This window comes from Shewanella sp. 10N.286.52.A9 (genome assembly GCF_041468985.1).
GTDB classification, from domain to species: Bacteria; Pseudomonadota; Gammaproteobacteria; order Enterobacterales; family Shewanellaceae; genus Shewanella; species Shewanella japonica.
Genome location: NZ_JBFRJQ010000004.1, coordinates 181275 through 208122 on the forward strand (window position 1 = coordinate 181275; position 26848 = coordinate 208122).

Here is a 26848-nt window from a genome sequence, read left to right on the forward strand (position 1 = left end):
ACATTAACGGCCTTTTAATTGATAGTTCAATATAACTGAAACAAAAAATAGACTCCCTCTTACTCATGCTCAGGCTATTTATTTATTTATTTTATTCAACAATTGCAATAAAGTTTGCTGTTCTTGCTCATCGAGAGCTTCCAGACACTTCTCATTGACCCACTGCGCTTCATGGATCAAGTCTTGCTCTAGCGCTTTGCCCGCGTCAGTTAAGAAAATTTGGAATGCTCGGCGATTGTCTGACTCTTGGTGGCGAGTGATATAGCCTTGTACTTGTAATTGGTCAAGCAGACGCGTCATGGTGTAGTTAGCCACATCACATAGCTTTGATAGTTCAGTTTGGCTTATGCCCTCTTCTTGCCATAAAGAAAACAGCACCGGCCAAAGCTTAACGTCTAATTCATAACGTTTTAAGCGTTCATCAAGCTCATTTTGAAGCGTGATGTTGAGGTGAGAGATTTGATAATAAAGACTTTCGTACCGCTTCATAAAACCCTCCTACATGCTCAGCAATCCTTAGCTACTAGGTAAATTAACGAATCAAGCCAAGAATGCAGATTTCTGAGTTGTATTTTAGATTACCATCATATACTCAGGTTAACACCTTAAGCTAGGTAAGATACGTATAAGACCGCTATTTTAGTCAGTCTGTTACAAATTGATTAATATAGCGGTAGTAACAAGCACGCCCTAACCCTGCAATGACGCCTCTTTCTACTGGAAATTCAATAGCATCTTCTAACAATCTCACCAATGAAGGGTTGTTGATTATATGCTCAGTACCAATACTGCTAATTAGGGATAAGCTGTTATCATCATTTTCAATATAATCAACAATCACGAAAGCGTGACGTTCAACTGTCACCTGCACCTTTTCCACTGGCGTAATCAAGAAATACTTCCCATCAATACCATTAAGTACACTAGCAAATAACTTAGCAAACTTTTTCGGCAGTGGACTGCCCAAATACGTCCACTCGCCTTGCATATTAATATTAAATAGTGGTTCATCACTGCATAACGGTGTAGACGATTGCTGGCTTTCGTCATTATTGGGGCTTAATTGCCCCAATTGTTCGGCAATGTTAATGGGTTCAGCCATTATCTTGTTTCGCTTGAACTAACAATTGCAATAAGGCTTCAATTGGATGTTTTGGTTTGAAGCCTGCAAAACGTTTAACTTGGCTTCGACATGAATAGCCTGACACTAAAATTTGCGTTTTATCGTCAATCTTATCTAAGGTCGGCTGCCAAGACATAGCAAACAATTTAGTGGAACGACCTAAATTATCTTGTTCGTGACCGTAGGTGCCAGCCATACCGCAGCAACCAACGTTAATCACATCGAATTCAGCCCCAAAGTGACTAAATATGGTTTTCCATTCTACTGGCGTGGCAGGTTTTGCCGTTGATTCAGTACAATGGCTGAACCAGCTAAATTTTTGCTGCGTTTTATTCAGTGTTGGTATTGAATTGATGGCATCCGTTAGCCATTCATTTGCTAATAACACTTCAAAGTTACCACGCCTATTGCCTAATACTTGCTGATATTCATCTCGGTAACATAAGACTAAGGCTGGGTCTAACCCCACCATTGGCATATTAAGCGCATACACTTGATTCAAAAAGTCAGCACTAGATTGCGCTGTTTTTGCAAACTTATCTAAAAAACCTTTTATGTGGGTAGGCTTACCATTAGGTTTAAATGGCAATAATACCGGCTTTAAGCCCATTTCTTTTATTAGCTGAATAAAGCGATACACCAGATCCGCATCATAAAAGCTGTTAAAAGGATCTTGAACCACTAACACATATTGAGCACGCTCTGATTGAGGAATACCCTGTAGCGCTTCTAAATCATAGCCACGACTTTCATGTCCATCTAAGCGTTGTTTGAGTGTCGGCACCGATAATGCTGGCGCATCGACATAACCAATCGATTTTTTAATCACCCATTGGCTGAGTTTATTTTGCGATGCAAAGTTAGTCACCTTTGGCATTGTGGCCATCATAGGTAACATATCTTCAATACCTGCGACCAAATAGTCTTTTGCTGGGCGCATATAACGCTTGTAATAGATATTAAAAAATTGGGCTCTAAATTTAGGCACATCTACTTTAACTGGGCATTGTCCAGAGCATGCTTTACAGGCTAAACATCCTTTCAAAGACTCCATCACTTCATGGGAATAATCGTAGTCACGCTCTGCGTTATAGCTATTCTGAGCACGTTGTAAAAAACTTAATGGTTTTGACTTAGCTAGGGCATCAACATCAACACCTTCAGCTTCTAGTAAACGTAGCCATTCTCTCATTAAGCCACTGCGCCCTTTTGGCGAATGGATACGGTCGCCCGTTGCTTTAAATGACGGACACATAAAAGAATAACTGCTGTAATTAAAGCAAAGGCCATTACCATTGCAGTTCATCACATCAGGAAACGCATCACGTACTTGGATTGGGATTTGACGGTCGAATGTGCCACGTTTAACACTGTCGACGTTAAACATCATAGGGCCACTGTCTTTTGGAGCAACCAATTTACCTGGGTTTAAACGGTTTTGCGGATCGAATAAACCTTTAATTTCTTCAAGCTCACCGTACAGTTCATCGCCAAATACCGCTGGACCGTATTCTCCGCGAACACCTTTACCATGTTCACCCCACATCAAGCCGCCATATTTAAGCGTTAACTCTGCCACTTGATCTGAAATGGTTTTCAATAACTTTTCATCTGCTTCATCACACATATCTAGTGCAGGACGAACATGTAACACACCAGCATCAACATGACCAAACATGCCATATTGCAGCTTATGCCCGTCTAATAAATGACGAAACTCCATAATAAAGTCAGCTAAGTTTTCAGGCGGCACTGCGGTGTCTTCGGCAAATGCGAGTGGCTTACGGCGACCTTTTGTTGCCCCAAGTAATCCCACAGCTTTTTTACGCATCGCATAAATTTTATTGATACTTGGTTTATCTGAAGTGATTTGATAACCCACAACACCAGCTTCTTCATTGGCAAGTTGGCTTGCCAACACAGATTCCAGTTTGCTAATACGTGCTTTGACATCCTCTTCATCACCCGCAAACTCAACCATGTTAAGCCCCTCGATGACTTTATCAGGTACAGCTTCAATCAGGTGTGAAACTGAATGCCAGATAATATCTTCACGGGCAAGGTTAAGCACTTTTGAATCGATCGTTTCAACCACTGTGGCACTCGCTGCAACCAAAGAAGGTGCATGCCGTAATGCTGACTCAAACGAATCATATTTGATATTAAGCATCATTCGCGTGTTAGGAAGCGGTGTAATATTAAGTTTAGCTTCGGTTAAGACCGCTAGCGTGCCTTCAGAGCCTGCTAATATCCGCGATAAATCAAATTGAGTCAGATCATCATTCCAGACATGGCGTAAATCATACCCCGTTAAAAAACGATTTAACGCAGGGAATTGCTTAACAATCAAGTCTCGCTTTTCATGACAACGACTCGCAATATGACTGACAATATGTTGAGCAAAGGAATTTTGATTAACTTGTTGGTGTAAATCACCTTGTTTACCCAGTGCAATATCACCTTGCATTGGTGAAGTTGCTAGTACACTGCCATCAACCAGCACGCTGGTTAGTCCTAATACATGATCTGAGGTTTTACCATAGACAAGAGAGCCCGCACCTGAAGCATCAGTATTAATCATCCCGCCAACAGTGGCACGGTTAGAGGTTGATAAGTCAGGACTAAAAAAGTATCCATGTGGCCGCAGTGCATCGTTCAATGCATCTTTAACGACACCGGCTTGTACTCTGACCCAACCTTCTTCAGCGTTGACTTCAAGCACTTGATTCATATGCCTTGAAACATCAAGAATAAAGCCATGAGTTAAAGACTGACCGTTAGTACCTGTACCGCCGCCACGGGCACTAAAAGTGACTTGCTTATATTGAGGTTCTGAAGCCAGTGTTAACACCAGTTCAACATCAGTTTGATTTAGCGGATAAATTACAGCTTGAGGTAAAAACTGGTAAACAGAATTATCGGTCGCTTGGATTAGCCTTGCGCTGTAACGTTTATCTATTTCACCTGCAAACGAAGAGGCTTCAAGCGCTTCTAAAAAGCGTAAATAGATAGGTTCTAATGTTTGATGATGGGATAGCAGCGGCAGCATAGTCGACTTCTGTTATAGTAATTTTGTCATCATTATAAACAAAAAAATAACAGCTAAGTAGTTGAGTTAGTAAAATTCATTAAATTTTGATATCGATTGAATATTCTACAAAATCATGGCCGCATATTTCATCAATTGATAAATATCTGTCTCATCCTAATGAATATGATGACTTATCATTGAGCATCATTGGCACAATTGTAATGTCTGTAATTAATTGGTAGACAATAATTGGCAAAAATTAATTGGCCAAATTGATAACCGAGCCTAACAATAAACGACCTGTTAATACCTACAGAGTAAGTTCATATCGGTTTTAGAGTAATGTTCAAAATTTAAATAGCGCTTTATTTCTGCTTGATTGTTAACGGTTTACCTTCTATTCCTGCATAAAAAACAATTATCTCGACTGGTTCTACTCCTGAGTTAGTACCGTAATGCCACTTATCAACGACTTCAGCTATTGCATCACCCGCTTTCATAACGAGTTGTTTACCGGCTTTTGTCGTTACAGTTAAATGTCCTTTCGTTAATATGCCAGCATTAATGACCGGATGCTGGTGATATGGCAAGGTCGCACCGGGGGCAATGGTTATTTTTAAAATAGTGACTTCTGGTTGACCTGTTGGATAACTAGGTAGTGTACGACCATCCCAACTTTTGCTTGTTTTAAGGAGTTGCTCAACTGCAATATCATCGGTTGGCTCTATGGCGACAGCTGTACTCAAAAAACTAGAAACGAAAGTCAGGCTTACACCTAAAAACATTACTGAACGTAAAGCGCTTGCTAGGCACGGTATCTTCTTAGCTGTGAAGTGGTAAATCATGTTATTTCCTTATAGTCGATGATTTTAAATCAGAGATGAATATTAAAGCAGACTCAAAATCCGTTTTATACAAATCTATCTGAAGCACTAATTTGAGATGCTAAATCCAAAGTATTTAATCAGAAGTACTTAATCAGAAGCGCTAACTAGCAATAGCTGGATTGCTATCTGTTTTTATCAGATTCTTATTATATACAGCTTAAATACCAAGCTTATGAAAAACCAGTGAAAAGATATCAATAAAAAAACACCTATCGAGTCATCATGCAAACTAGATAGGTGATAAACTGTGTTGATCAGAATACTAAATTACATGTGTCGTGTAACACAATAGACGGTATTACAGACGATATGGCTTATTAAGAAAAAATAACAATAAATAACACTTACTCATCTACCGCAGTCGCTCCCTCTTCCGCACTGCATATGAAGATACTTGGAGCCAGGCCTGTTTGCTGCTCGTATTGTGCATTAACCGCTTTAATCACTTGCTCAACCATTTCATCAGGTACGAGTGAAACCACACAACCTCCAAAGCCTCCACCGGTCATTCTTACTCCACCAGCCTCTCCTATCTCAGCTTTAATGATCTCCACTAAAATATCGATTTCCGATACCGTTATTTCAAAATCATCTCGCATAGATGCATGCGATTCTGCCATAAGTCGTTGTAATGTTTTGATGTCATTATTTCTCATTGCCTCAGCAGCATCTATAGTACGTTGATTTTCGGTGATAATATGCCTTGCTCGCTTGGCGATAACTGATGAAAGTTCACTTTGTTGATCATTAAATCTTGCGATATCAACATCACGCAGTGCCTGAACATTAAAATAAGCTGCTGCATCTTCACATTGCTGCCTGCGAGTATTGTACTCACTGTCGACTAAACCACGTTTTTTATTGGAGTTTACAATTAATACGCTGAAACCATCAGGCAGTTTTACTGGCTGAGTTTTTAATGAGCGGCAATCAATTAATAACGCATGGCCTTTTTTGGCCTGCGCCGAAATAAGCTGATCCATAATGCCGCAATTACACCCAACAAACTTATTCTCAGCTTCTTGGCCATTTAGGGCGATTTCTTGTTGCGATATAGCTAAGTCATATAAGGTTTTAAAGGTTTGACCTATTACCACTTCTAATGCCGCAGATGAGCTTAACCCCGCGCCTTGTGGGACATTTCCACTAATAACGATATCGGCGCCATTAAAATGATAACCACGTAATAATAAGTGCTTTACCACACCACGAATGTAATTAGCCCAATCATGCTCTGCATGAGTTATTTCTTCACTTACACTAAACTCATCAACAGCTAAGCCATAATCTAAAGAAATAACTCGTACGACATTGTCATCACGACGACTTGCAGCGACTGCTGCGTTGTAATTAATGGCACATGGCAACACAAAACCATCATTATAATCAGTGTGCTCGCCAATTAAGTTGACTCTGCCTGGCGCCGTAACGACATGACTAGAGGCATAACCAAATTGCGCTTCGAAAGCGTGTTTTACATTCTTTATCAATTGCTCACTCATTATTCAATCCGTTATCTGTGTTATCTCTTTAAATAAAGCGCTTCGATGCGCCAGCTACTGGCTATATTTCGTAGTCCTTATACTTGCCCAAATGGCCGCTTACTCTGATTTATAATGCACATCACTTTGCTGACGAAGCATTGTGGCTGCTTGTTCTGGGGTGAGATCCCGTTGAGATTCGGCCATCATTTCATATCCCACCATAAACTTTCGTACACTGGCAGAACGTAAAAGTGGTGGTAAAAAGCTGGCATGTAATGTCCATTCAGGGTGTTTTTTGCCATCAAATGGCGCACCATGCCACCCCATTGAATACGGGAAAGAACAATTAAAAAGGTTGTCGTATTTAATGGTAATTTTTTTAATAATATCGGCGAGTGTCGACTGTTGTGCAAAGCTGAGTTCTGTCATGCGAGTTACACTAAAACGCGGTAAGACTAATGTTTCAAATGGCCAAGCCGCCCAATAAGGCACTACAACGACCCAATCTTCATTAGCCACTACAATGCGTTCTGCATTGTCCAGTTCTCTGCCAACGTAGTCATTTAAAAGGCTTGATTGATGGGCCTCATAATACGAAGACAATGCCAGTTGTTTTTTTTGCACTAACGTTGGTAAATGATTTTGCGCCCAAACTTGGCCATGTGGATGAGGATTTGAGCAGCCCATTACCGCCCCTTTATTCTCAAATACTTGTACCCACTGATACTGCTCGCTTAATTCTCGAGTTTGCTCTTGCCAACAGGCCACGACTTTTGTGATGGCAGCAACAGATAGCTGCGGCAAGCTTTTACTGTGATCAGGCGAAAAACAAATGACACGACTTTCACCTTGCTCTGATTCTATTTTAAATAAAGGATCGTTTTCACTGTGTTTAGGGGTGTCTGGTTTTAATGCAGCAAAATCATTTTGAAATACAAAAGTATCTTGATACTCAGGGTTCACTTCTCCATTAATTCGCGTATTACCTGAGCACAAAAAGCATGACTCGTCATAACTAGGCTTAACGTCATTATCAATGCTTTCAACTTGGCCTTGCCAAGGCCGCTTTGCTCGATGTGGCGAAACAAGTATCCACTCATTTATCAATGGATTAAATCGGCGATGAGGATGCTCAGTAGGATCAAACGTCATGATGCTTTCCATTTCAATTTTATAAACAATAATGCTAATAACTCGATGGCACACGTGCTGTTTAAAAACAATACAATGATAAAAGGGTAAACGTTTACCCTCTTTTGTGCAATAGCTATTTTTAATTGGACTATTTGTTTGCTAAACCCGAGTTAGAAAGGTAATTTACTGCTACTAATAACTTTCATTCAGGATATGTTGTGTCAAAAGCAACCATTAAAGATATCGCCAGAGCCGCCAATGTATCTGTGGCTACTGTATCGCGTGTCGTTAATAATGGACCCAAAGTGGGCGCTAAAACCCGAGAACGTATTCAACACCTAATTAGCACTATGGGGTATCAGCCCAATATTAATGCCCGTTCATTGGTCATGAAAAAAGCAGCTACCATTGGTGTGGTTATTCCTGATGTTGCTGACCCATTTTTTGCAGCACTCGCCAATGGAATCGACCAAATTGCGCGAGAAAATAAAGTGCAGCTACTTATCAGTACAGGCCAAGTGAGTGCTGAATCAGAAATGAAAGCGATAGCGTCTTTGATGCAACAGCGCTGTGAATCAATCGTGATTCATAGCAAAAAAATACCAGATGAAACATTAATCGCTTTGTTTAACGATAACCCAAAGTTTGTATTAATTGATCGCTATATTGAAGCAATCAGTCACCGCTGTATTTGGCTTGATAACCACATTGGAGGTCAAAAAGCGGCAGACTATTTCTCCGAGTTAAATCATAGCAATATTGCGTGTGTAAACAGTAATCTGGATATTGATGATCCAAAAGAACGTTTGGCAGGATTTCAACGTGGTTTAGCAAGTCATGGCTTAACACTCAATGATAAATTAATCACCTATGCATCACCTAGCCTGCAAGGTGGAGAACAAGCGGCTCAAGATTTACTTAAACAAAATACTCCCTTCAGTGCCATATTTGTATATAACGACGCTATGGCCATTGGTGTTATTTCTACCCTTGAAGATAAAGGCTTGTCAGTACCTAATGATGTTTCCGTCATCGGCTTTGATGACGTGTTATTATCACGTTATTCAAGACCTAAGCTAACAACCTTACGTTATCCTATTGATTCCATGGCTAAAAATGCAGCCTTATTAGCCCTGTTAGCTACTATTAATCCAACAGCGCAATCATCATCTTATTCACCAGAGTTAGTGATAAGAGAGTCTACTCAAGCCTTATAAATTATCGACCATTTTCATTGTAAAAAAATTGAAGTACGTGCTGTAAATATTGCAGCAAAAAGCATTAAAACCGACTAAAATAGCGCCTTTTTAGGATCTGGCTAGATAAACTAATGAAACTCAGTAAACGCTTATTACAAATATGTCATATGGTAGAACCAGGGTTTGATCATATTTGGGATTGTTGCTGCGATCATGGTTACCTCGGCGCTGCACTATTAAAACAACAATCTGCTAAGGTCCATTTTGTTGATATTGTGCCAGAATTGATGTCAAATTTAAGCCACAAATTGAACCATTTTTTTGCTAATACCAACACTTGGCAAACCCACTGTATCGATGTTTCCTTATTACCGTTAACTCAATACCAAGGCCATCACTTGGTAATCATTGCAGGCATTGGCGGCGACTTAATGAGTGATTTAGTCACTAACATACTTCATGCTCATCCTGATCAAGTAATAGATATACTCCTATGTCCAGTTCATCACCAATTTGAACTGCGCCAAAATCTTTCAAATCTACATTTATCGTTAAAAGCGGAAGTATTGATTGAAGAAAATGGCCGCTACTATGAAGTCATTCATGTCACCAATAACGCTGACAAGATGAAACCAATTAGTTTAACTGGTGAGCTTTTTTGGCAAACAGATTGCGAAGAGCAAAAATTGATAAATCAGCAATACCTGCATAAAACGTTAGCGCATTATCAGCGAATTCAAAAAGGACAACCCTTGCTGGTCAAAAACGTCATTAACGCTTATGAACAGTTACTATAAGCTTAAGATCGTAAATACATAAAAGCACAAATTATTGGCATAATTATCTTTGTACGTTCAATTTTATTCAGCCCCTATTAAGCAAATTTGGCTACACTGTTAATCGACATGTAATCAGTTTAATTCTAACGATGTTATTACGTTCTCATTTAAGTAAAAAAGGCACCCATGAAAATCGCACAGTACCAAGCAAGTCAAGCAGAAACCGTTATAGAGCTTTTTGCTAATGTATTTTCCGACTCAGAGGGAGCTGATGAAGGGCAAGTTATTGCAAGGCTTGTTGATGATTTAATCACAACAACTGACTCAAAGGATCTTATTGGTTTTGTTGCCACTGAAAACGAGTTTGTTATTGGTTGCATCTTCTTCAGTCGACTTGTTACTGCGAATAACGCAAACGCATTTATCTTGTCTCCTGTTGCGATTAATACCGAGAACCAAGGTCAGGGAATCGGGCAGAAACTGATTCTTGAAGGTTTGTCTTATCTTAAAGCAACTGGTGTTGAACGTGTGTTTAGTTATGGCGACCCTAACTACTATAATAAGGTTGGTTTTAAGCAGATTAACGATGCCATTATTACTGCCCCCTTCACATTAACGTATCCAGAAGGCTGGATTGCACAAACGCTTAATGAGGTAGAGATTAGCAAACAAGACAGCGTTATAAGCTGTGTTGATGCGCTGAACAAACAAAAATATTGGTAATTTATTGTAAATAATTTCAATTACCCGTTATTTGAATAAACGCTGATATATGAAATTTAATAAGGATTTAATTGTCCGATTAAGTCTGCTTGCAAGAACTTATGACTTAATTACATAACCTACCCCTGCAAGCTGGCACGACTTCCCTCATGTTTTCATTTCTATTGTAACTATTCTGCGAATTGTTATAAGTACACAACCACATAATTGCTCAATGTTAACTGAAATCAATTCTGGTTAGACAGAAAATATACTTATGCTAATATTAATTCATCAATGTTAATTTAGTTTTAGCTTGTATTATTACCAAGTAATAATACAAGTTACTGAATTATTTATTGATTTAACCAAGGAAAGGATGCAATAGCTCAAGGAAGGAGTGCAATACTACCCCTTTATGCTTCTGAGCAAATGTTTGATTGTATTACCTTTATCTAGACATTAACTATTTTGGGATGTTAAACATGAAAACATATAAATCGATATTAACGACTTTAGGAATCCTATTGAGTTTTAGCGCAGTTGCAAGTGATGACATATCAGCTCCAAACCATAAAGACTACGTTGCAAACGAATTATTAAAAGACCTTTCTGACTGCTATGTAAAATATGATTTTATTGGTAAAGATACTAGTGCTATTGAAAGTGTGCTCAGTCTATATGATCAAGAACAAGTTCGTGTATCAATTAATAAATACAACAGCCGATTTTACCAAGCCATGGCTTTAGGGGTTAATAGTGTTGAGCGAACACAACTAGCTCGTGGATGTGGAAGAATTAATCAAAGAGCAATCTCAATTAACGAGTATGTTGACAATAAAGTGAGTGAAACTGCTGAATAATTTGTTTATCAGTATATTATAAGTGTGAGAATCGCTTGTAATATACTGTTTTAACTATGCCTAGTTAACTTCAATCCTATAAACTCGTTATACTTTTACTTGCCAACGAATAATTACCTCACAAGAAAACCTCAACTGCTCCCTGACTTTACTCGAATCACAACATCTGATTTAAACCAAATCCGAAATAGATAGGAAGTTCACTTTACACAGGTAACGATAACAATTATCATTAGCATTAGGATTTAGATTAAGTTAACCTCGGATTAGACAAATTACTTTTATGGATAAAACAGATAGTTACCAAGGTAATGCCACATTCACACATTTAAAAGCCCGTAGCTTTGCCGCTATTGTGCTGGCATTAATAACAGCGACTGTCATGATCCCAGGGATGACAACTTACCTTCCTTTTCATCAAAATGATGCTATTGGTATCCCGATTTTACTGTTTTCTTTTATTTGGACAGCTCTTTTCATCTACAGCTATATGGCGACCTCAGTAAAGTACGTGTATTTAATTATGTTGACGCTGATTATTTCTCACTCTCTTCTAGCCTATTTCTCATTAGTCGGTTAACGGTAAAGTAATGAAAAGTCTAACAATAAAAAAACTATATAAACTCCATTCCTGGGTTGGCATCATTACTGGAATATTACTGTTCATTATTGCCTTTACAGGTGCCGTTGCTGTTTTTGCAAAACCAGAATTAACTGTATGGGCAAATAACGCAATTCGAGGTCCAATTGAAAGTACCTCTTCACAATTAGCAGAAAAAGTGCATCAGCATGCCGCTGAAGTTGGTCCTGAATATTTAGAAGAAGTTCATATCCAACTACCTGATGCTAAAAACTCGGCCACGGTTCGGCTTATTTATGAAGGTCACTTTATTGATGAAAATGGCAAGGAAGAGCACAAAGGCGTAGTTTATGAGTTAGATCCCAATACACTTAAGATCACTAATAAAACCGATATGGAGAGCTTTTTTAGTCATATTAAACTCAATATGGCCACGTTCGTTGCTCATTTTCATGCAGACTTACATTTAGGGCGACCTATTGGGTTAATTCTCACCGGATTATTAGGCTTAACACTAATGGTGTCGATCGCCACAGGGATAGTTATTCATAGAAAAATTTTGGCTCAATTATTTTCTTTTAGACTCAGTAAAAGTTTTTCACTTGCATTAAATGATGGCCATAAAGTAATGAGTGTTTGGGCTGTGCTTTTCCACTCTATGATTGCATTTACAGGTGCTTTTTTAGGCTTAGCAACTGTCATTTTAGTGCCTGCAGCAGCTTACGTCAGCTTTAATGGCGACCAAGAAAAATTAATTGAAACCTTTACCGCAATAAAGCCACCAATCATGGCCGAGGTCGCAGCACCAACAAAGCTTGCAACAATTTTACAAGCTAGCGAACAACAAAGACCAGACTTAACATTTAATCGTGTAGCAATAATGGGCTATGGCGATAAAAATGCTTTAGTCTACTTATTCGGAACCGGTGGTGAACAGCTCGGCGGTGAGACCTTAATTTATCAAGGTAGCAATGCTGAGTATATTAACACCCAAGCAAATTTCGGTCGGCTTGAAGGCATAACAGGAAAAATCCTAGACGCGATGTTTCCATTACATTTCGGAAATTTTGGCGGCGTTTTCATTAAAGCGATTTGGGCGATATTAGGCCTGAGTACTGCACTGATACCAATATCAGGCATTATGTTATGGATAGAAAGAGGTATGAATGCCAAGCACCCTGCACATAGTCGAGAAACATATATTAGATTCAATAAATTACTTATAGGTAGTTGTGCAGGACTAGTTTTAGCTACCGTAGTGTTGTTCCCAACTCAATTGATTGTCAATAAATGGTATCCAGGTATTGATGCCACCAGCTTATTATTTTATGTGTTCTTCATAACTTGGTTTCTGGCTTGCTGTCTGCCTTTTGTTATGAGTGCCAAAAAGGCCATGCAATGCCTCACCCTTACCACATCTTGGTTATTGATTCTCATCATGCCAATGGACGCCATCTTAACCAACAGTCACCTTCTTAATGTCTTTGTTACAGGTCATTACGTCTCTGTTGGCGTCGATTTAGTATTATGCATCTTGGGTATTGCTTTATTACTAATGTATCAAAAATTAAATAGCACTTTATCGTTGAATGAAACGTATCAAACTTCAACACTGCAACTTAAAGAAGGAATCTAGCATGACATTATTATTCGCGTTAATGACGGCATATTTTGCGACATTATTATTAAATGCGGCAGGTACATTTACTAATAACAACATCCGTAAAGGTTTTTCGGCATTATTGAATATTACTTCTGTGGTGATGTTTATTACCGTATACGGTACCGCGCGTGGCGTTTTTGTATACCTTGCTGTTATCGCACTATTCGGGATTATATTGAGTTTTTTCAATCGTAATACAACAATTTCAGCCAACGATATAAGCTAACTTGTTAGCATCAATAGTGAATGGGGCATTGAGTTAACTGTTAATTAATAGCAGTTATTGATAGGTGAGGAATAAGCTAGCCGCTTACTTATGCAAGGCAAATTTCACCGCACTCGCTGCGTGAATCTGTGTCGTATCATAAAGTGGCACCTGAGTATCTTGTTGCTGTACCAATAAGGCAATTTCAGTACAGCCCAAGATGACCGCTTGAGCCCCCTGTTGGTAAAGATCATCGATTATTTCAAGATATTGGTGACGAGATGACTCCTTAATCTCACCAAGACATAACTCTGAATAAATAATGTGATGAATCATCTTTTGTTGTGTTCCGTTCGGGACAATGACATCAATACCATGATGTTCGGTTAACCTTCCCTTATAAAAATCTTGTGACATGGTAAATTGAGTGCCAAGTAAACCCACGGTACGAACACCATCTAGAAGCAGAGTGCTAGCTGTAGCATCAGCTATATGCAGCAAAGGAATAGAGATAGCTCGCTGTACTTCTTCTGCCACTTTATGCATGGTATTAGTGCAAATAAGTAAACAATCAGCACCACCCGCTTCAACCGATTTAGCCGCGTTTGATAAAATTTCTGCAGTTTGTTGCCAATCACCTTGGTGCTGTAGTGACTCAATCTCAGCAAAGTTAACACTAAACAGACATATTTTGGCTGAATGTAAGCCACCTAGTGACGCCTTGATTCCTTGATTGATTGCCTTGTAATAGTTGCTGGTTGACTCCCAGCTCATTCCGCCTAACAAGCCTATTGTTTTCATTGTGTCATCCCATCTTACATGCGAAAAACATGATTCATCCAATTCAATTTGTTGTACATACTGCCATTAATACGCCACTCTTTCATACAGTCATTCAATATGCTCATAACCTTATCGAATAAGGCTCAAATTGTTATCGGGTTTCTTTTACAATTGCCTCAATATTTCATCATTAACAACACTATAATGTGTAAAAGATTTTCAAAATTAAGTTGATATTATGCTGATTCAAGATTTACAAGTGATATTAAAAGTAGCAGAGTTTCGCAGTATAACTGCTGCTGCAAACAGTCTTGATATGCGAGTTGCGACAGCCAGTGCCGCAGTCAAACGCGTCGAGACACATTTAGGGGTTGAACTATTCATAAGAACCACACGACAGCTGAGGTTATCACCAGCGGGAGAGCGTTACCTTCCACACTGTCAACAAGCCGTTCAATTACTCGACAATGCCCAACAAAACGTACGAGATGACTCTGATGTACTGCAAGGAGAAATCCGAATAGCACTATCATCAGATCTAGGTCGAAATGTTGTCATCCCTTGGATTGATGAATTCCTTATTTCTAATCCTGACGTTAGCGTACGTAGCAATATCAGCGATAGTAATATCGATTTTTATCGTGACTCAGTTGATATGGCGCTAAGATATGGCTCCCCCACTGATGCCAGTACTTATGGGTTTAAAATCTGCGATATTCCACGTGTAGTATGCGCAGCTCCCGAATACCTTAAAAAGCAAGGTAAACCGCAGCATCCGCACGAGTTAAAAAATCACAATGCACTTTTGTATCAACTGCGTGAGGTCGTTCAAGATGAATGGACGTTTACCCAACAGCAGGACACGATTAAAACTAAACTTGTCGGTAACCGAAGTTCCAATGATGGCGATTTAGTGAGACGTTGGTGTGTTTCGGGGCAAGGTATAGCAATAAAATCATGCTTAGATATGGCTGATGATTTACTCAATGAACGCGTCACGCCACTGTTATTAGATTATCAAGCTACCCCGACAGAGCTGTGGTTAATTTGTCCAAGCCGCCAGTCAATCACCCCTACAGTGAGACGATTACGTGATTTATTTAGGGATAAAGTCGCAGGACTGAAAACTCAACTGGTAAATAAAGGCATAATTGTCAATGATTAAAATCAAGTGTTCACGGACGTGCCCTAACCTCTGTTTTTAGTTTATCCACCAGTGACTCCTGAATAGATCATTTTTATGCCAACTAGAAATAATACCCAATAACTAAAGGTATAAATCAACTGCTGTGAAATGCGATTAACCAGCCAAACACCTGTTCTTACACCTAAAAAAGCTATTGGCACTAACAATAATGAGGTATTCAGGTTTGCTGCATCAAACTGCCCCATATAGGTATATGGAATAAGCTTTATAAAGTTAATCAGGGCAAAAAACACCACACTTGTACCAATTAATTGCGCTTTAGGTAAATTTTTAGGTAATAACGCCATACTCACTGGTGGTCCACCAGCATGGGCAATCGTGCTGGCAAAACCTGACGTCAGCATTAACAAGTGATTATTAACTTTTGAAGGAGTCTGGCTTTTTTTACATAGAAATTTTTGCGCTAGAAAAGCCATTGCTAAGCCACCAATTATAAACTCCACGATATGTGCAGGCAGACTTCCCATAAAATAAGCAGCAACAATAATACCTATGATGGCAAAAGGCAGCATTTGCTTTAACTCATGATAGTTACAATTTTTTCGATGGTAATAAAGGGCAATCAAGTCCATAACGCATAACAGAGGTAATAGTATTGCTGCGGCTTGTATAGGAGAAACAGTTAATGCCATCAGCGGTACTGACAGCATTCCCAAAATACCTCCTACGCCCCCTTTGCCCATGCCATAAAAAAACACTGCGGGTATAGCGGCAAGATAAAAGTTAAAATCTGAAATCATAAAACGCCAAAAAAGCCTTGTTCAAAAAGGCTTTTATCAAATAATTAACCGATATGAGTCATTTCATTCAATACAAACGAGTCGACAGCACCTTCTGTCGCAGCCATGTAGTCAGCTAAATGTGTATTGTTCATATGTGTTTGCCATAACTCACGTGACTGCCAGTTTTCATAAAATAAAAAATGAGCTGGATTTTCATTATCTTGATGTAAGTCATAATTAATACAACCTTCTTCAACTCGAGTTACATCAATCAATTTTACTAGTTCTGCTTTAACCAATTCGACTTTGTCTGCTTTTGCAATAATGTTGGCAACAATCGTTAATTTACTCATAATTTAGCCCTTAATAATGTATTTGGATCTTTGTGAACCGTGTTGACGAATACATAATATCGCTATTTTTAAACAACAAAAACACGCTAATGATTGAAACATTTTCAAATTTTAATTGATAACTAACATCACAAATAAAGATGTTTGCTAAACACAAATAGTTGTTTTTTTATTCTGGGTCGACAGCTGCAGAGAAGGCTTCTTTAATTTCGTCGCTATTAAAGCCCTTTCGCATTAAGTAGGCATAAGCTTTAGATTTCTCGTTGTAATCACTAAGAACATATCTCTTTTTAGCAAGTTGCTTTTGACAGCTCTCATAAAAATCAACCTCTTGAGACAAGGTTAACTGATAAACCACGTTCTCAAAGTCACTGACATCAATTAAACGTTGTGTTAGTTCTTGTAAAATGACTTTCTTACCTTTGCCTTTGTAATATAGTTTTATGATTTCTATCTTTAAATCAGCTTTCTCAGCTTTAATAGAGAGCTTTGAGCGTAAAGTGTCTTTTTGTGGGTGAATTGATAAAGCGTAATCGATTTGCGCACGCGTAAAGCCTTTAGTGGTCATTTGGCTATACACTTTTTCTTTAGTGGTACTTAAAAAGTTATCATACTTATTACTCAACCTAGCAGAAGCAAGAATATTAAGATCAATATTTTGCTCAAACATAACATGCTCAATTGCACGTTCAATATCGGTTAGTTCAACTCCACGTTGTTGTAATCTACCTTTAATCGCTCCGTTACCTTGTTCGTTACTATAGGCAAGCTCACAAAAGCGTACTGCAAACTCGTAATTTTTTTTTAGGTAACCTCTTTCAATTAGCTGTGCCAACACTTTATCAACCCATTCAATCTTGTCTGTTTTTCGCAGCAGCTTTTGACGAATTTCTTCAATAGTGAAATCTTGTTGGCTAAGATGCCAATATGCACTATTGAATACATTATCAATTGTTTTCGCTTGCTTTAACGGAGTCCGATTCATAGTTGAATTTCTTTAATAACCAAAAACCTACTGAGTCTAGCAGATATACGTTATTCAGATGAATAGATTATCGAGTGACACTCAAGTCATTTGTAAATTTAGCGCTAATACTGTTCTTAAGGCAAAAAAAAACCGCTATTAAGCGGCTTTTTTGTAACGTCATTAAGACGTTTCAAGCAATCGATTATGCATGATCTTCTGCTAGGTATAACCAAGTGTCGATTACGGTATCAGGGTTAAGTGATACAGTATCGATACCTTGTTCAACTAACCATTGAGCAAAGTCGGCATGGTCAGATGGGCCTTGCCCACAAATACCAACATATGCACCTTTCGCTTTAGCCGCTTTAATCGCTAACGATAATAATGCTTTAACAGCATCATTACGCTCATCAAATAGATGACTGATAATGCCAGAGTCACGGTCTAGACCTAACGTTAACTGAGTTAAGTCATTTGAACCGATTGAGAAGCCATCAAAGTGCTCTAAGAACTGGTCTGCAAGCAATGCGTTTGAAGGTAACTCACACATCATGATAACGCGTAAACCGTCTTTACCACGCTCTAGGCCTTGCTCTTTCAATAGCTCAATCACTTGCGCCGCTTCGTCAACTGTACGAACGAATGGGATCATGATTTCAACGTTTTTAAGGCCCATTTCATTGCGCACACGCTTAATTGCTTCACACTCTAGTGCAAAACAGTCACGGAATGACTCTGAAATGTAACGGCTAGCACCACGGAAGCCCAACATTGGGTTTTCTTCTTCTGGCTCATAACGGTCACCACCAACAAGGTTAGCGTATTCGTTAGACTTAAAGTCTGACATACGTACGATAACTTTCTTAGGATAGAACGCACTACCAATCGTTGCGATACCTTCAACTAAGCGAGCAACATAGTATTCAACTGGAGACTCATAACCTGCAATCATCTCATTGATTTCTTGCTGAAGCTCAGCGGGTTGTGAGTTGAATTCAAGTAATGCTTTAGGATGAATACCAATCATACGGTTGATGATGAATTCTAGACGCGCTAGACCAACACCTTCATTTGGTAAACGGGCAAAATCGAATGCACGATCTGGGTTACCCACGTTCATCATGATCTTCATTGGTAATTCAGGTAATGAATCAACACGATTGGTCACAACTTCAAATTCTTGCTTACCATCGTAAATGAAACCAGTGTCACCTTCAGCACAAGAAACCGTCACTGTTTGACCGTTCTTGATATGGTCAGTCACATCACCACAACCTACAACAGCTGGAACACCTAGTTCACGCGCAATAATTGCTGCGTGACAAGTACGGCCACCACGGTTAGTAACAATCGCACTAGCACGCTTCATGATTGGTTCCCAATCTGGGTCAGTCATGTCGGTAACTAATACATCACCAGGCTCGATTTGATCCATATCGTCGATAGAAGCAAGCACTTTAGCCACGCCTGTACCGATTTTATGACCGATTGCACGACCTTCAGAAACTACGTCACCTTTAGTTTTAAGGTGGTAACGCTCAATCAGCTGCACATCTTCACGGCTGCGAACTGTTTCAGGGCGTGCTTGAACGATATAAAGTTTGCCGTCGTTACCATCTTTAGCCCACTCGATGTCCATTGGACGTCCGTAATGCTGCTCAATGATAACCGCTTGTTTCGCCAGCTCCATGACTTCTTCATCGTTAATTGAGAATACGCCACGTTGCTCAGCTGGGATATCTTCGATTTTAACTTGTTTGCCATGTGAAGCATCATCAGAGTAAACCATCTGAATTAACTTGCTGCCGATATTACGGCGCACAACGGCTTGATGCCCTTGCGCTAAAATTGGTTTGTGCACGTAGAATTCATCAGGGTTAACCGCGCCTTGTACAACCATTTCACCTAAACCAAATGATGAAGTGATAAAGACAACGTCGTTATTACCTGACTCAGTGTCCATAGTAAACATCACACCTGATGATGCTTTATCTGAACGTACCATTCGTTGTACGCCAGCAGATAATGCGACACCTTGATGCTCGTAACCTTGGTGAACACGATAAGAAATTGCACGGTCGTTAAATAGCGAAGCGTATACATGCTTAATCGCAAGTAATACAGCGTCAAAGCCTTTAACGTTTAGGAAAGTTTCTTGTTGACCAGCAAATGAAGCATCTGGCATATCTTCAGCTGTTGCTGATGAACGCACTGCAAATGATGCTTCTTGGGTCTCGCTAGAAAGTTGCTCGTAAGCTTCACGAATCGCATCTTCTAGTTCTGGTTGAAATGGGGTATCGATTACCCATTGTCTGATCTGTGCACCAACTTTCGCTAATTCATTTACGTCATCAACATCCAATGTTGCTAGAATATCGAAAATTTTCTGGTTAACACCACTTTGCTCTAGAAACTCATTAAACGCATGAGAGGTTGTAGCAAATCCACCAGGGACTTGAACACCAGCGTTTGCTAGGTTACTGATCATTTCACCAAGTGACGCATTCTTACCGCCAACCTTGTTTACATCACCCATGCCTAGTTCTTGATACCAGAGTATGTATTGCTGCACAGTTATCTCTCCACAAGTTTATTTCAATGGCCCCTTCACACGAGGGCAGCGGCATTCTACACTCCCACACAAGTGACGTAAATCTATAATTTTATTTGTAATTTTATTACTACAAGAGGTCATAATGGCACCAAAAGTATTTTATATATCAGATGGCACAGCAATCACAGCAGAAGTCTTTGGTCATGCCGTACTCTCACAATTTCCTGTGGAATTTGAGACATTTACAATTCCGTTTGTCGAAACTATTCAAAAAGCAGAGAAGGTTAAGCAACAAATAAATGATTGTTTTATTACAACAGGCGAAAGACCAATACTTTTCCACTCAATCGTTAAACCAGAAATTCGGGACATCATTTATTCCAGCGAAGGGTTAGATTACGATTTTTTAAACACTTTCGTTAGCCCGTTAGAAAAACAATTAGGTATCGAAGCCCAGCCGGTGATGAACCGTACCCATGGCAAAAGTAACTTGGGCTATGACTCTCGGATAGAAGCGATAAATTACACAATGGAGAACGATGATGGCCAAACCATGAAGCATATGGACAAAGCCGACATCATTTTATTGGGTGTTTCACGCTGTGGTAAAACCCCTTCAAGTTTATATTTATCGATGCAATTTGGTATTAAAGCTGCTAACTATCCGTTCACTGAAGATGATATGGATAACTTAAAGTTACCCGAGGCGTTAAAGCGTAATAAATCTAAACTGTTTGGTTTAACCATTGATCCCAACCGCCTGCATGAGATCCGTCAAGGCAGAATGGAAAATAGCCGCTACTCTTCTTTAAGGCAGTGTCGAATCGAAGTGAAAGAAGTCGAAATGCTGTATAAAAAAGAACGTATCCCGTTTGTGAACACCACCTTCCACTCTGTTGAAGAAATTTCAGCAAAAATTCTTGATGTCACAGGCTTAAAACGCCACATGTTTTAAGTTTTATTATGCTATTTAATGCCTTAAATCTAATTTAACGTATTATTCATGTTAGCGAAAATGCTGAACTAACAGCATTTTCAGCTAACTTAGGTCAAATTATCCACTTTTGTTCAATAACTTCGTCGATTTCAACGTGTCTATCGCCTGCTAATTCGTTATAATCCCGAGCAATATGATGTTAATTCATCGCAAACATGCTCGGTAAAATGAATGACAATTAAAACTGACGAACTACGTACCTCTCTTTTATGTAAGGTAATTTCACCTGCGCAACTCGCATCTGAATACCCATTAACCCAAGATGCTGCTGACTATTTAGTTGCGCAACGTCGTGAAGTTGAAGCCATCATAGCAGGCGAAGATCAAAGACTTTTAGTAATTATTGGCCCTTGCTCCATTCACGATACGGAAGCAGCTTTAGATTACGCTCAACGTTTAGCGAAATTACATCACGAGTTAAAAGAAGACTTATGCATTGTTATGCGTGTCTATTTTGAGAAACCTCGTACTATTGTTGGTTGGAAAGGATTAATTTCAGATCCTGATCTAGACGGTAGTTTTAGCCCTAATAAAGGCTTAAGAATGGCTCGCCATTTATTACAGCAAATCACTGAACTTAAATTGCCAATCGCAACTGAATTCTTAGACATGGTCAATGGCCAATACATTGCTGATTTAATCACTTGGGGTGCGATCGGTGCCCGCACAACTGAAAGCCAAATTCACCGTGAAATGGCATCAGCATTATCATGCCCTGTCGGATTTAAAAATGGGACAGATGGCAATATCAACATTGCGGTTGATGCAGTTCGTGCAGCACAAGTGCCACATATTTTTTACTCTCCAGATAAAGATGGAGCAATGGCTGTTTACCGTACCCACGGGAACCCATACGGCCATATCATTTTACGTGGTGGCAAAAAGCCGAACTACTCAGCCGAAGATATCGAATCAGTTCGAGCGCAACTTGAAAAAGTGGATGTAACTCAGCGTATCGTTGTTGATTTCAGTCATGGCAATAGTGAAAAGAAACATAAAAATCAGCTCAACGTTGCCGATAGTATTATGGAACAAATGCGTAACGGTAGCACTGCTGTTGCCGGTATTATGGCCGAGAGTTTTATGGTTGAAGGTAATCAGAAAGTCGTTGACGGCCAGCCATTAACCTATGGCCAAAGCATCACCGATGCCTGTCTGCACTGGGAAGATTCTGAAAAATTACTTAGAAACCTAGCGCAAGCATCGAAAGATCGCCGTGCTCTACTAGCAAAATAACAATAATATTGGGTAATGCTAAATAGACTATTTACTGCAATGTGGTAGTAATAGTAATGGCTTAAACAATAACATGAGTTATAGTTAAAAATACCAATCATATGATTGGTATTTTTGTTTCTAAAGCCAAATAACTGAGCCTTTTATAAAGTCCGATTAACTAGCTGGGCAGAAATGTAACACTAAGCGGGCTTGTATCTTCATCCAGAGATTGTAGAGATAACTTTTCAAACAATGTATGAATAGCCATAAAACTCTCCACGAGTTTAGGATCAAAGTGCTTACCTTTACCTTCTAAAATTAGTGAAACCGCTTGTTGATGGGTAAAAGGCTTTTTATAACAGCGTGGTGAAGTGAGTGCATCGTAAACATCCACTAAGGCTACAATTCTTGCAGATAAAGGGATCTCAATCCCAGATAGACCTTTTGGGTAGCCACTGCCATCCCACTTTTCATGGTGACCACCGGCAATATCACGACCCATTTTAATATAGCCACACTCAGGAGCAAATTGAGTTATGCTTTCAAGCACTTGGGCTCCAATGACAGGATGCGCTTTAATATGTTCAAACTCATCAGCCGTTAACTTGCCTGGCTTTAATAAAATAGCATCGGCAATGCCAACTTTACCGATATCGTGCAGTACCGAGGATAAGGCTATCTCAGTAATAAACGCTTTAGTCAGCTCTTCTGGTGCATCATTATCTACATAACGTTGTTTGGCTAACATGGATGCATACTGTTGCATTCTCAGTAAATGAGCGCCAGTTTCGTTGTCTCTATACTCTGCCAATTTAGCTAACCCAATGACGGTTGCTCGCCTTGATGTTGAAGTGCTTTCTAGTGAACTTGATAACTTACCTAACAAGTAAGCGGCTGAAATGGTAACAATGGCATTGGTCACAATAAAATTGACAACCACAACGGCCCAAATTACCCAATTATAGCCATCAATACTAGGCCATATATGTAAATCAAAATGATATGCAAAACCAAGAATGACCAGTGATACAGCATTGATTACCTGTGCAAGGTTACTGGCTTTTTTTCCCAACAAAATACATGTTAATGGTGGAAAAATGAATAACCAAAAAAAACCTGCTCCACTTGGTCCTATCGCCACTAAAAAACCAAAACCTATGCTAAAAGCTAATAAGCTTCCGATAGAAAAACGAGTCCTATCACTGAGGTTTTTATCGTAAATGATGAACAGTAAAATAGCGTAAACTATGGTATCGAACACAGCCATTGAAAGTAGGTCAGCTTGAATACAAAGATAAACACTAGTGAAATAGACTGGTACGCATGCAATAGCTAACAAGGTAAAAATACGATAAAAGATAACCCGGCGCCAAAATGTAAGCGAATCCCCTTCAGCCGTTTGTTCAATGAGTACGTTATCTGCTAGTGACATATTTCTTCCCTGAAGTGGCATGAGTATTTCGATTACCCCGCTTTCCTTCAAGTAATTATTGTCGAGTTTTTCAATAACGCAACAGACAGCATCTATCATCAGCACATCAATTACTTTGATGAGTAAATTATATTGTTATGAAATAAGGCAAAGGCTACACTCCTCTAATACAACAAGGAATAATGAGTAATATTCAAAGGAATTGGAATGAGTCGTAATACAAATAATGTCAGTTTTGCTAGCATGCTTTTAAGCACCTTATTACTTTCTTCACAAGTAAATGCAACTCCGGAAGAATTCAAACAAGCTTACGATGCATATAATGTCGCATTTAAAGCTGGGAATACCCAACAAGCTGCTCAAGCGGCCCAACAAGCTTATGACTTAGGTCAACATATCTACGGTGAAACCAGTATCGATACGACCAATCTAGGTTTTAATTTAGCCATAGCGCTTAGCAATAATAAGCAACATGAAGACGCTGCACCATATTATGAACAAACATTAGAGCAGTATAAAAAACATTACGGCGAAGATAGTGTCCAATTGGTTGATCCTCTCTTAACCTATGCTGATAAAACTAAGGATTTGAAACTTGCTAAAGGTTTACTTTCTAAAGCTCGAAAAATTGCTTCAGATAGCGAACAGCCAATATTATATGCTCACACCCTTTCTGCATCTTATAGCAAGCTTGTACAAACGAAATATGATAAAAAGCAAGTACGTAAATATATACTGCAAGCGAAAGAAATATACAGCGAACTCCTGCCAATGGACTCGACTGTTTTAGTTAACTCAAGATTTGAAAGTTCTGCGGTATATCTTGCTAATAAAAAATATGACCAAGCAGAAATAGAATTACTGGAAGTAATCAAACAATATCAAATGTTGGATTATTCTCACCCATATGAACTAGCAGCCCATGCGAGATTAGTAACACTTTATAGTCAAAAAAATAAAGCTGAACAAGCCACCGAACATTGCCTTGCCATAGGTAGCATGAAACCTTGGAGCCAAGAGCAACAACAGACTCCAATTTACCGTGTCAATCCAAACTACCCAATAAGTAAAGCGAGAAGCGGCGTTGAGGGAATGGTGGTACTAAGCTTTACTGTTAATGAGCAAGGCTTTGTATCTGAACCTGAAATAGTCAATTCAACAGGTGGTAAAGCATTTGAAGATGAAAGCATTAAAGTTCTTGAACAATGGCGCTATGCACCTAAGTTTGAAGATGGCAAACCCGTTAAGGCTGAAACACGGGTTAGGCTCGATTTCACTTTAGGCTAACAACCCTGATAAATATTTGTTTCTAAAAGCCTTGATGATACGCTACTCAAGGCTTTTTTGTATCCATAGAATTAGCTAAGCCATCCACTGTTTATCACTAGAATAACAAAGTATTGTATCCGTTCCTTTCCACCCTACCTCTTCTTTTACAGGTCAATTATCAACGACGCTAGGTTAAAAAGTTGACGAGCACGTCAACTTACGGCTAAGGTCTTAAACAGATAATTGTTGCAGTTCGGTTAATTCACATTTTATTTGCACTGTAACTTTACATTTTAAACCAATACCGACTGCTAAGGAGAACCGCTTGATGACACAATCTAAAACCAGTGCCACCATTCTTGGCCTTTTATTATTCATAGGTATGGCAGTGCTCGGTGTATTACTAAAACAAGCCATAATTGAATACAAGTTACTGGATAGAAGTGTCACGGTTAAAGGTCTAGCAGAGAACGAATATTCTGCAGATGTCGTCATTTGGCCGATACAATTTACCGCAGCCAGTAATCAGCTAGAAGATTTATATGTTGAAGTTGAAAAGCAGAACAAACTTATCAATGATTTTTTAATTTCACACTCAATCAAAACAGACGAAATTACAATATCGGCTCCCATGATTACCGACAAACTTGCTCAGCAGTATGGTGGCAATCAAGCAGTTGAGTTTCGCTATACCGCGTTACAAACAATGACAGTGTACTCTTCAGAGATTGACACCGTTCGACAAGTCATGCCAGAAATATCTCAGCTCGGTAAACAAGGGATTGTATTTTCGCAGAATAACTATGATGCGCAAATCGAGTACATTTTCACTCGATTGAATGATGTGAAACCACAAATGATTGAGCAATCAACCAACAATGCACGTTTAGTTGCTGAAAAATTTGCGACCGACTCACAAAGCCAACTTGGAAAAATCAAACGTGCATCTCAAGGACAGTTCAGTATTACAAATAGAGACAAAAATAACCCTCACATAAAACGGGTTCGAGTTGTATCAACAATAGAATATTACTTAGCTGACTAATAAAAATAAAAAAGGAAGGCAGATAATGGATAATAACTATAAAAAAGAACTGAATCGAAGGTATATAACGGGTTTACTCATGACCTTTGGCTTATTGGTCATTTTAACATTAATGGTATTTTCAAGCGGTTTAATTGCAGCTGAAACCACGGTAAATGAGTCAAAAACCAAAACATTGATATTAGTTAGACACGCTGAAAAATTATCAGGTAAAGACCCTCAGTTATCAAAAGCTGGTCAACAACGAGCCCAGCAATTGGCCCATTTACTATCCTCTGTTTCTTTATCCGCAATTTACAGCACAAATTACAAACGTACTCAGCTCACAGCAAAACCAACTGCTGATAGTCAAAAATTACCTATCACTTCTTATGATCCGAAAGAGCTTGCTTCGTTTTCACAATTACTCACATCATCACACGATAATCATATTTTAATCGTCGGCCACAGTAACACCACGCCTGCGTTAGTCGATTTACTTGGAGGGGAATCAGGTAAAGATATTGATGAAGCGACAGAGTATGATCGTGTTTATATTCTTACTATTGAAAGTCAAGACAACACACATTCAACGAATGTGTCGACATTAGTTCTTCGCTACTAAATCTTTAAACGACTCAACATGACTCACTTTTTGCATCACTCTCGTTA

General features: G+C 39.1%; 25 protein-coding genes. 13 read left to right on the forward strand and 12 right to left on the reverse strand.

Going from position 1 to position 26848, the window contains the following annotated elements:
- Positions 1 to 78 precede the first annotated feature (78 nt).
- From AB4128_RS03325 to AB4128_RS03350, 6 genes are all read right to left on the reverse strand, one after another.
- Positions 79 to 489, reverse strand: a complete 411-nt coding sequence (locus AB4128_RS03325) for a MarR family winged helix-turn-helix transcriptional regulator (protein ID WP_055023233.1) — start codon at positions 487 to 489, stop codon at positions 79 to 81.
- A 154-nt stretch (positions 490 to 643) separates the two neighbouring features.
- Positions 644 to 1102, reverse strand: coding sequence for a DUF1285 domain-containing protein (locus AB4128_RS03330; RefSeq protein ID WP_055023234.1), 459 nt, complete (start codon positions 1100 to 1102; stop codon positions 644 to 646).
- Complete coding sequence (locus AB4128_RS03335; RefSeq protein WP_372036814.1) at positions 1095 to 4172, reverse strand: FAD-binding and (Fe-S)-binding domain-containing protein; 3078 nt, start codon at positions 4170 to 4172, stop codon at positions 1095 to 1097. The genes AB4128_RS03330 and AB4128_RS03335 overlap by 8 nt, the downstream gene beginning before the upstream one ends.
- A 347-nt stretch (positions 4173 to 4519) precedes the next feature.
- Positions 4520 to 4999: a cupin domain-containing protein gene (locus AB4128_RS03340; RefSeq protein ID WP_225442242.1), complete on the reverse strand. Its 480-nt coding sequence runs from the start codon at positions 4997 to 4999 to the stop codon at positions 4520 to 4522.
- A gap of 386 nt (positions 5000 to 5385) precedes the next feature.
- Positions 5386 to 6543, reverse strand: a complete 1158-nt coding sequence (gene galK / locus AB4128_RS03345) for a galactokinase (RefSeq protein ID WP_372036816.1) — start codon at positions 6541 to 6543, stop codon at positions 5386 to 5388.
- Positions 6544 to 6642: 99 nt separating this feature from the next.
- Positions 6643 to 7677: a UDP-glucose--hexose-1-phosphate uridylyltransferase gene (locus AB4128_RS03350; protein ID WP_372036818.1), complete on the reverse strand. Its 1035-nt coding sequence runs from the start codon at positions 7675 to 7677 to the stop codon at positions 6643 to 6645.
- A gap of 200 nt (positions 7678 to 7877) precedes the next feature.
- On the opposite strand from AB4128_RS03350, the gene AB4128_RS03355 reads away from it, so the two are divergent.
- The 7 genes from AB4128_RS03355 to AB4128_RS03385 all read left to right on the forward strand — a co-directional run bounded on the left by AB4128_RS03355 (position 7878) and on the right by AB4128_RS03385 (position 13671).
- Complete coding sequence (locus AB4128_RS03355; RefSeq protein ID WP_372036820.1) at positions 7878 to 8876, forward strand: LacI family DNA-binding transcriptional regulator; 999 nt, start codon at positions 7878 to 7880, stop codon at positions 8874 to 8876.
- Between the two features lie 113 nt (positions 8877 to 8989).
- On the forward strand, positions 8990 to 9655 hold the full coding sequence (locus AB4128_RS03360) for a tRNA (adenine(22)-N(1))-methyltransferase TrmK (RefSeq protein WP_372036821.1): 666 nt from the start codon (positions 8990 to 8992) through the stop codon (positions 9653 to 9655).
- A gap of 168 nt (positions 9656 to 9823) precedes the next feature.
- Positions 9824 to 10360: a GNAT family N-acetyltransferase gene (locus tag AB4128_RS03365; protein WP_055023240.1), complete on the forward strand. Its 537-nt coding sequence runs from the start codon at positions 9824 to 9826 to the stop codon at positions 10358 to 10360.
- Between the two features lie 464 nt (positions 10361 to 10824).
- Positions 10825 to 11202, forward strand: coding sequence for a hypothetical protein (locus tag AB4128_RS03370; protein ID WP_372036823.1), 378 nt, complete (start codon positions 10825 to 10827; stop codon positions 11200 to 11202).
- Between the two features lie 283 nt (positions 11203 to 11485).
- Positions 11486 to 11782: a hypothetical protein gene (locus tag AB4128_RS03375; protein WP_065107933.1), complete on the forward strand. Its 297-nt coding sequence runs from the start codon at positions 11486 to 11488 to the stop codon at positions 11780 to 11782.
- Between the two features lie 10 nt (positions 11783 to 11792).
- Complete coding sequence (locus AB4128_RS03380; RefSeq protein ID WP_372036825.1) at positions 11793 to 13418, forward strand: PepSY-associated TM helix domain-containing protein; 1626 nt, start codon at positions 11793 to 11795, stop codon at positions 13416 to 13418.
- 1 nt (position 13419) lies between these two features.
- Positions 13420 to 13671, forward strand: a complete 252-nt coding sequence (locus AB4128_RS03385) for a hypothetical protein (RefSeq protein WP_192022807.1) — start codon at positions 13420 to 13422, stop codon at positions 13669 to 13671.
- An 84-nt stretch (positions 13672 to 13755) separates the two neighbouring features.
- Here AB4128_RS03385 and AB4128_RS03390 read toward each other — a convergent pair whose 3' ends face one another.
- Positions 13756 to 14451: an aspartate/glutamate racemase family protein gene (locus tag AB4128_RS03390; RefSeq protein ID WP_372036827.1), complete on the reverse strand. Its 696-nt coding sequence runs from the start codon at positions 14449 to 14451 to the stop codon at positions 13756 to 13758.
- A 220-nt stretch (positions 14452 to 14671) separates the two neighbouring features.
- On the opposite strand from AB4128_RS03390, the gene AB4128_RS03395 reads away from it, so the two are divergent.
- Positions 14672 to 15598 (forward strand): LysR family transcriptional regulator, encoded by a 927-nt coding sequence (locus AB4128_RS03395; protein WP_065107930.1) that lies wholly within the window; start codon positions 14672 to 14674, stop codon positions 15596 to 15598.
- 41 nt (positions 15599 to 15639) lie between these two features.
- Here the strand turns inward: AB4128_RS03395 and AB4128_RS03400 are convergent, their stop codons facing one another.
- The 4 genes from AB4128_RS03400 to ppsA all read right to left on the reverse strand — a co-directional run bounded on the left by AB4128_RS03400 (position 15640) and on the right by ppsA (position 20254).
- Complete coding sequence (locus AB4128_RS03400) at positions 15640 to 16380, reverse strand: sulfite exporter TauE/SafE family protein (protein WP_055023247.1); 741 nt, start codon at positions 16378 to 16380, stop codon at positions 15640 to 15642.
- Positions 16381 to 16424: 44 nt separating this feature from the next.
- Positions 16425 to 16715, reverse strand: coding sequence for a putative quinol monooxygenase (locus tag AB4128_RS03405; protein ID WP_055023248.1), 291 nt, complete (start codon positions 16713 to 16715; stop codon positions 16425 to 16427).
- A gap of 169 nt (positions 16716 to 16884) precedes the next feature.
- A complete protein-coding gene (locus AB4128_RS03410) occupies positions 16885 to 17700 on the reverse strand; it encodes a RecX family transcriptional regulator (protein ID WP_372036830.1) in 816 nt (271 codons plus the stop codon).
- Positions 17701 to 17884: 184 nt separating this feature from the next.
- Positions 17885 to 20254: a phosphoenolpyruvate synthase gene (gene ppsA, locus AB4128_RS03415; RefSeq protein WP_055023250.1), complete on the reverse strand. Its 2370-nt coding sequence runs from the start codon at positions 20252 to 20254 to the stop codon at positions 17885 to 17887.
- Between the two features lie 124 nt (positions 20255 to 20378).
- Between ppsA and AB4128_RS03420 the strand changes: the two genes are divergently transcribed.
- Together AB4128_RS03420 and AB4128_RS03425 are read left to right on the forward strand one after the other, a co-directional pair.
- Complete coding sequence (locus AB4128_RS03420; RefSeq protein WP_055023251.1) at positions 20379 to 21191, forward strand: pyruvate, water dikinase regulatory protein; 813 nt, start codon at positions 20379 to 20381, stop codon at positions 21189 to 21191.
- A gap of 213 nt (positions 21192 to 21404) precedes the next feature.
- Positions 21405 to 22469: a 3-deoxy-7-phosphoheptulonate synthase gene (locus AB4128_RS03425; protein WP_055023252.1), complete on the forward strand. Its 1065-nt coding sequence runs from the start codon at positions 21405 to 21407 to the stop codon at positions 22467 to 22469.
- 160 nt (positions 22470 to 22629) lie between these two features.
- Here the strand turns inward: AB4128_RS03425 and AB4128_RS03430 are convergent, their stop codons facing one another.
- The gene (locus AB4128_RS03430; RefSeq protein WP_372036832.1) at positions 22630 to 23883 is read right to left on the reverse strand and encodes an HD-GYP domain-containing protein; all 1254 of its coding nucleotides are present in this window, start codon (positions 23881 to 23883) and stop codon (positions 22630 to 22632) included.
- A gap of 207 nt (positions 23884 to 24090) precedes the next feature.
- On the opposite strand from AB4128_RS03430, the gene AB4128_RS03435 reads away from it, so the two are divergent.
- The 3 genes from AB4128_RS03435 to AB4128_RS03445 all read left to right on the forward strand — a co-directional run bounded on the left by AB4128_RS03435 (position 24091) and on the right by AB4128_RS03445 (position 26801).
- The gene (locus AB4128_RS03435) at positions 24091 to 25170 is read left to right on the forward strand and encodes a TonB family protein (RefSeq protein ID WP_119968611.1); all 1080 of its coding nucleotides are present in this window, start codon (positions 24091 to 24093) and stop codon (positions 25168 to 25170) included.
- A 310-nt stretch (positions 25171 to 25480) separates the two neighbouring features.
- Positions 25481 to 26197 carry an SIMPL domain-containing protein gene (locus tag AB4128_RS03440; RefSeq protein ID WP_372036833.1) on the forward strand — a complete coding sequence of 239 codons (717 nt, stop codon included), beginning with the start codon at positions 25481 to 25483 and terminating at the stop codon, positions 26195 to 26197.
- 25 nt (positions 26198 to 26222) lie between these two features.
- A complete protein-coding gene (locus AB4128_RS03445; RefSeq protein ID WP_372036835.1) occupies positions 26223 to 26801 on the forward strand; it encodes a histidine phosphatase family protein in 579 nt (192 codons plus the stop codon).
- Positions 26802 to 26848 lie beyond the last annotated feature (47 nt).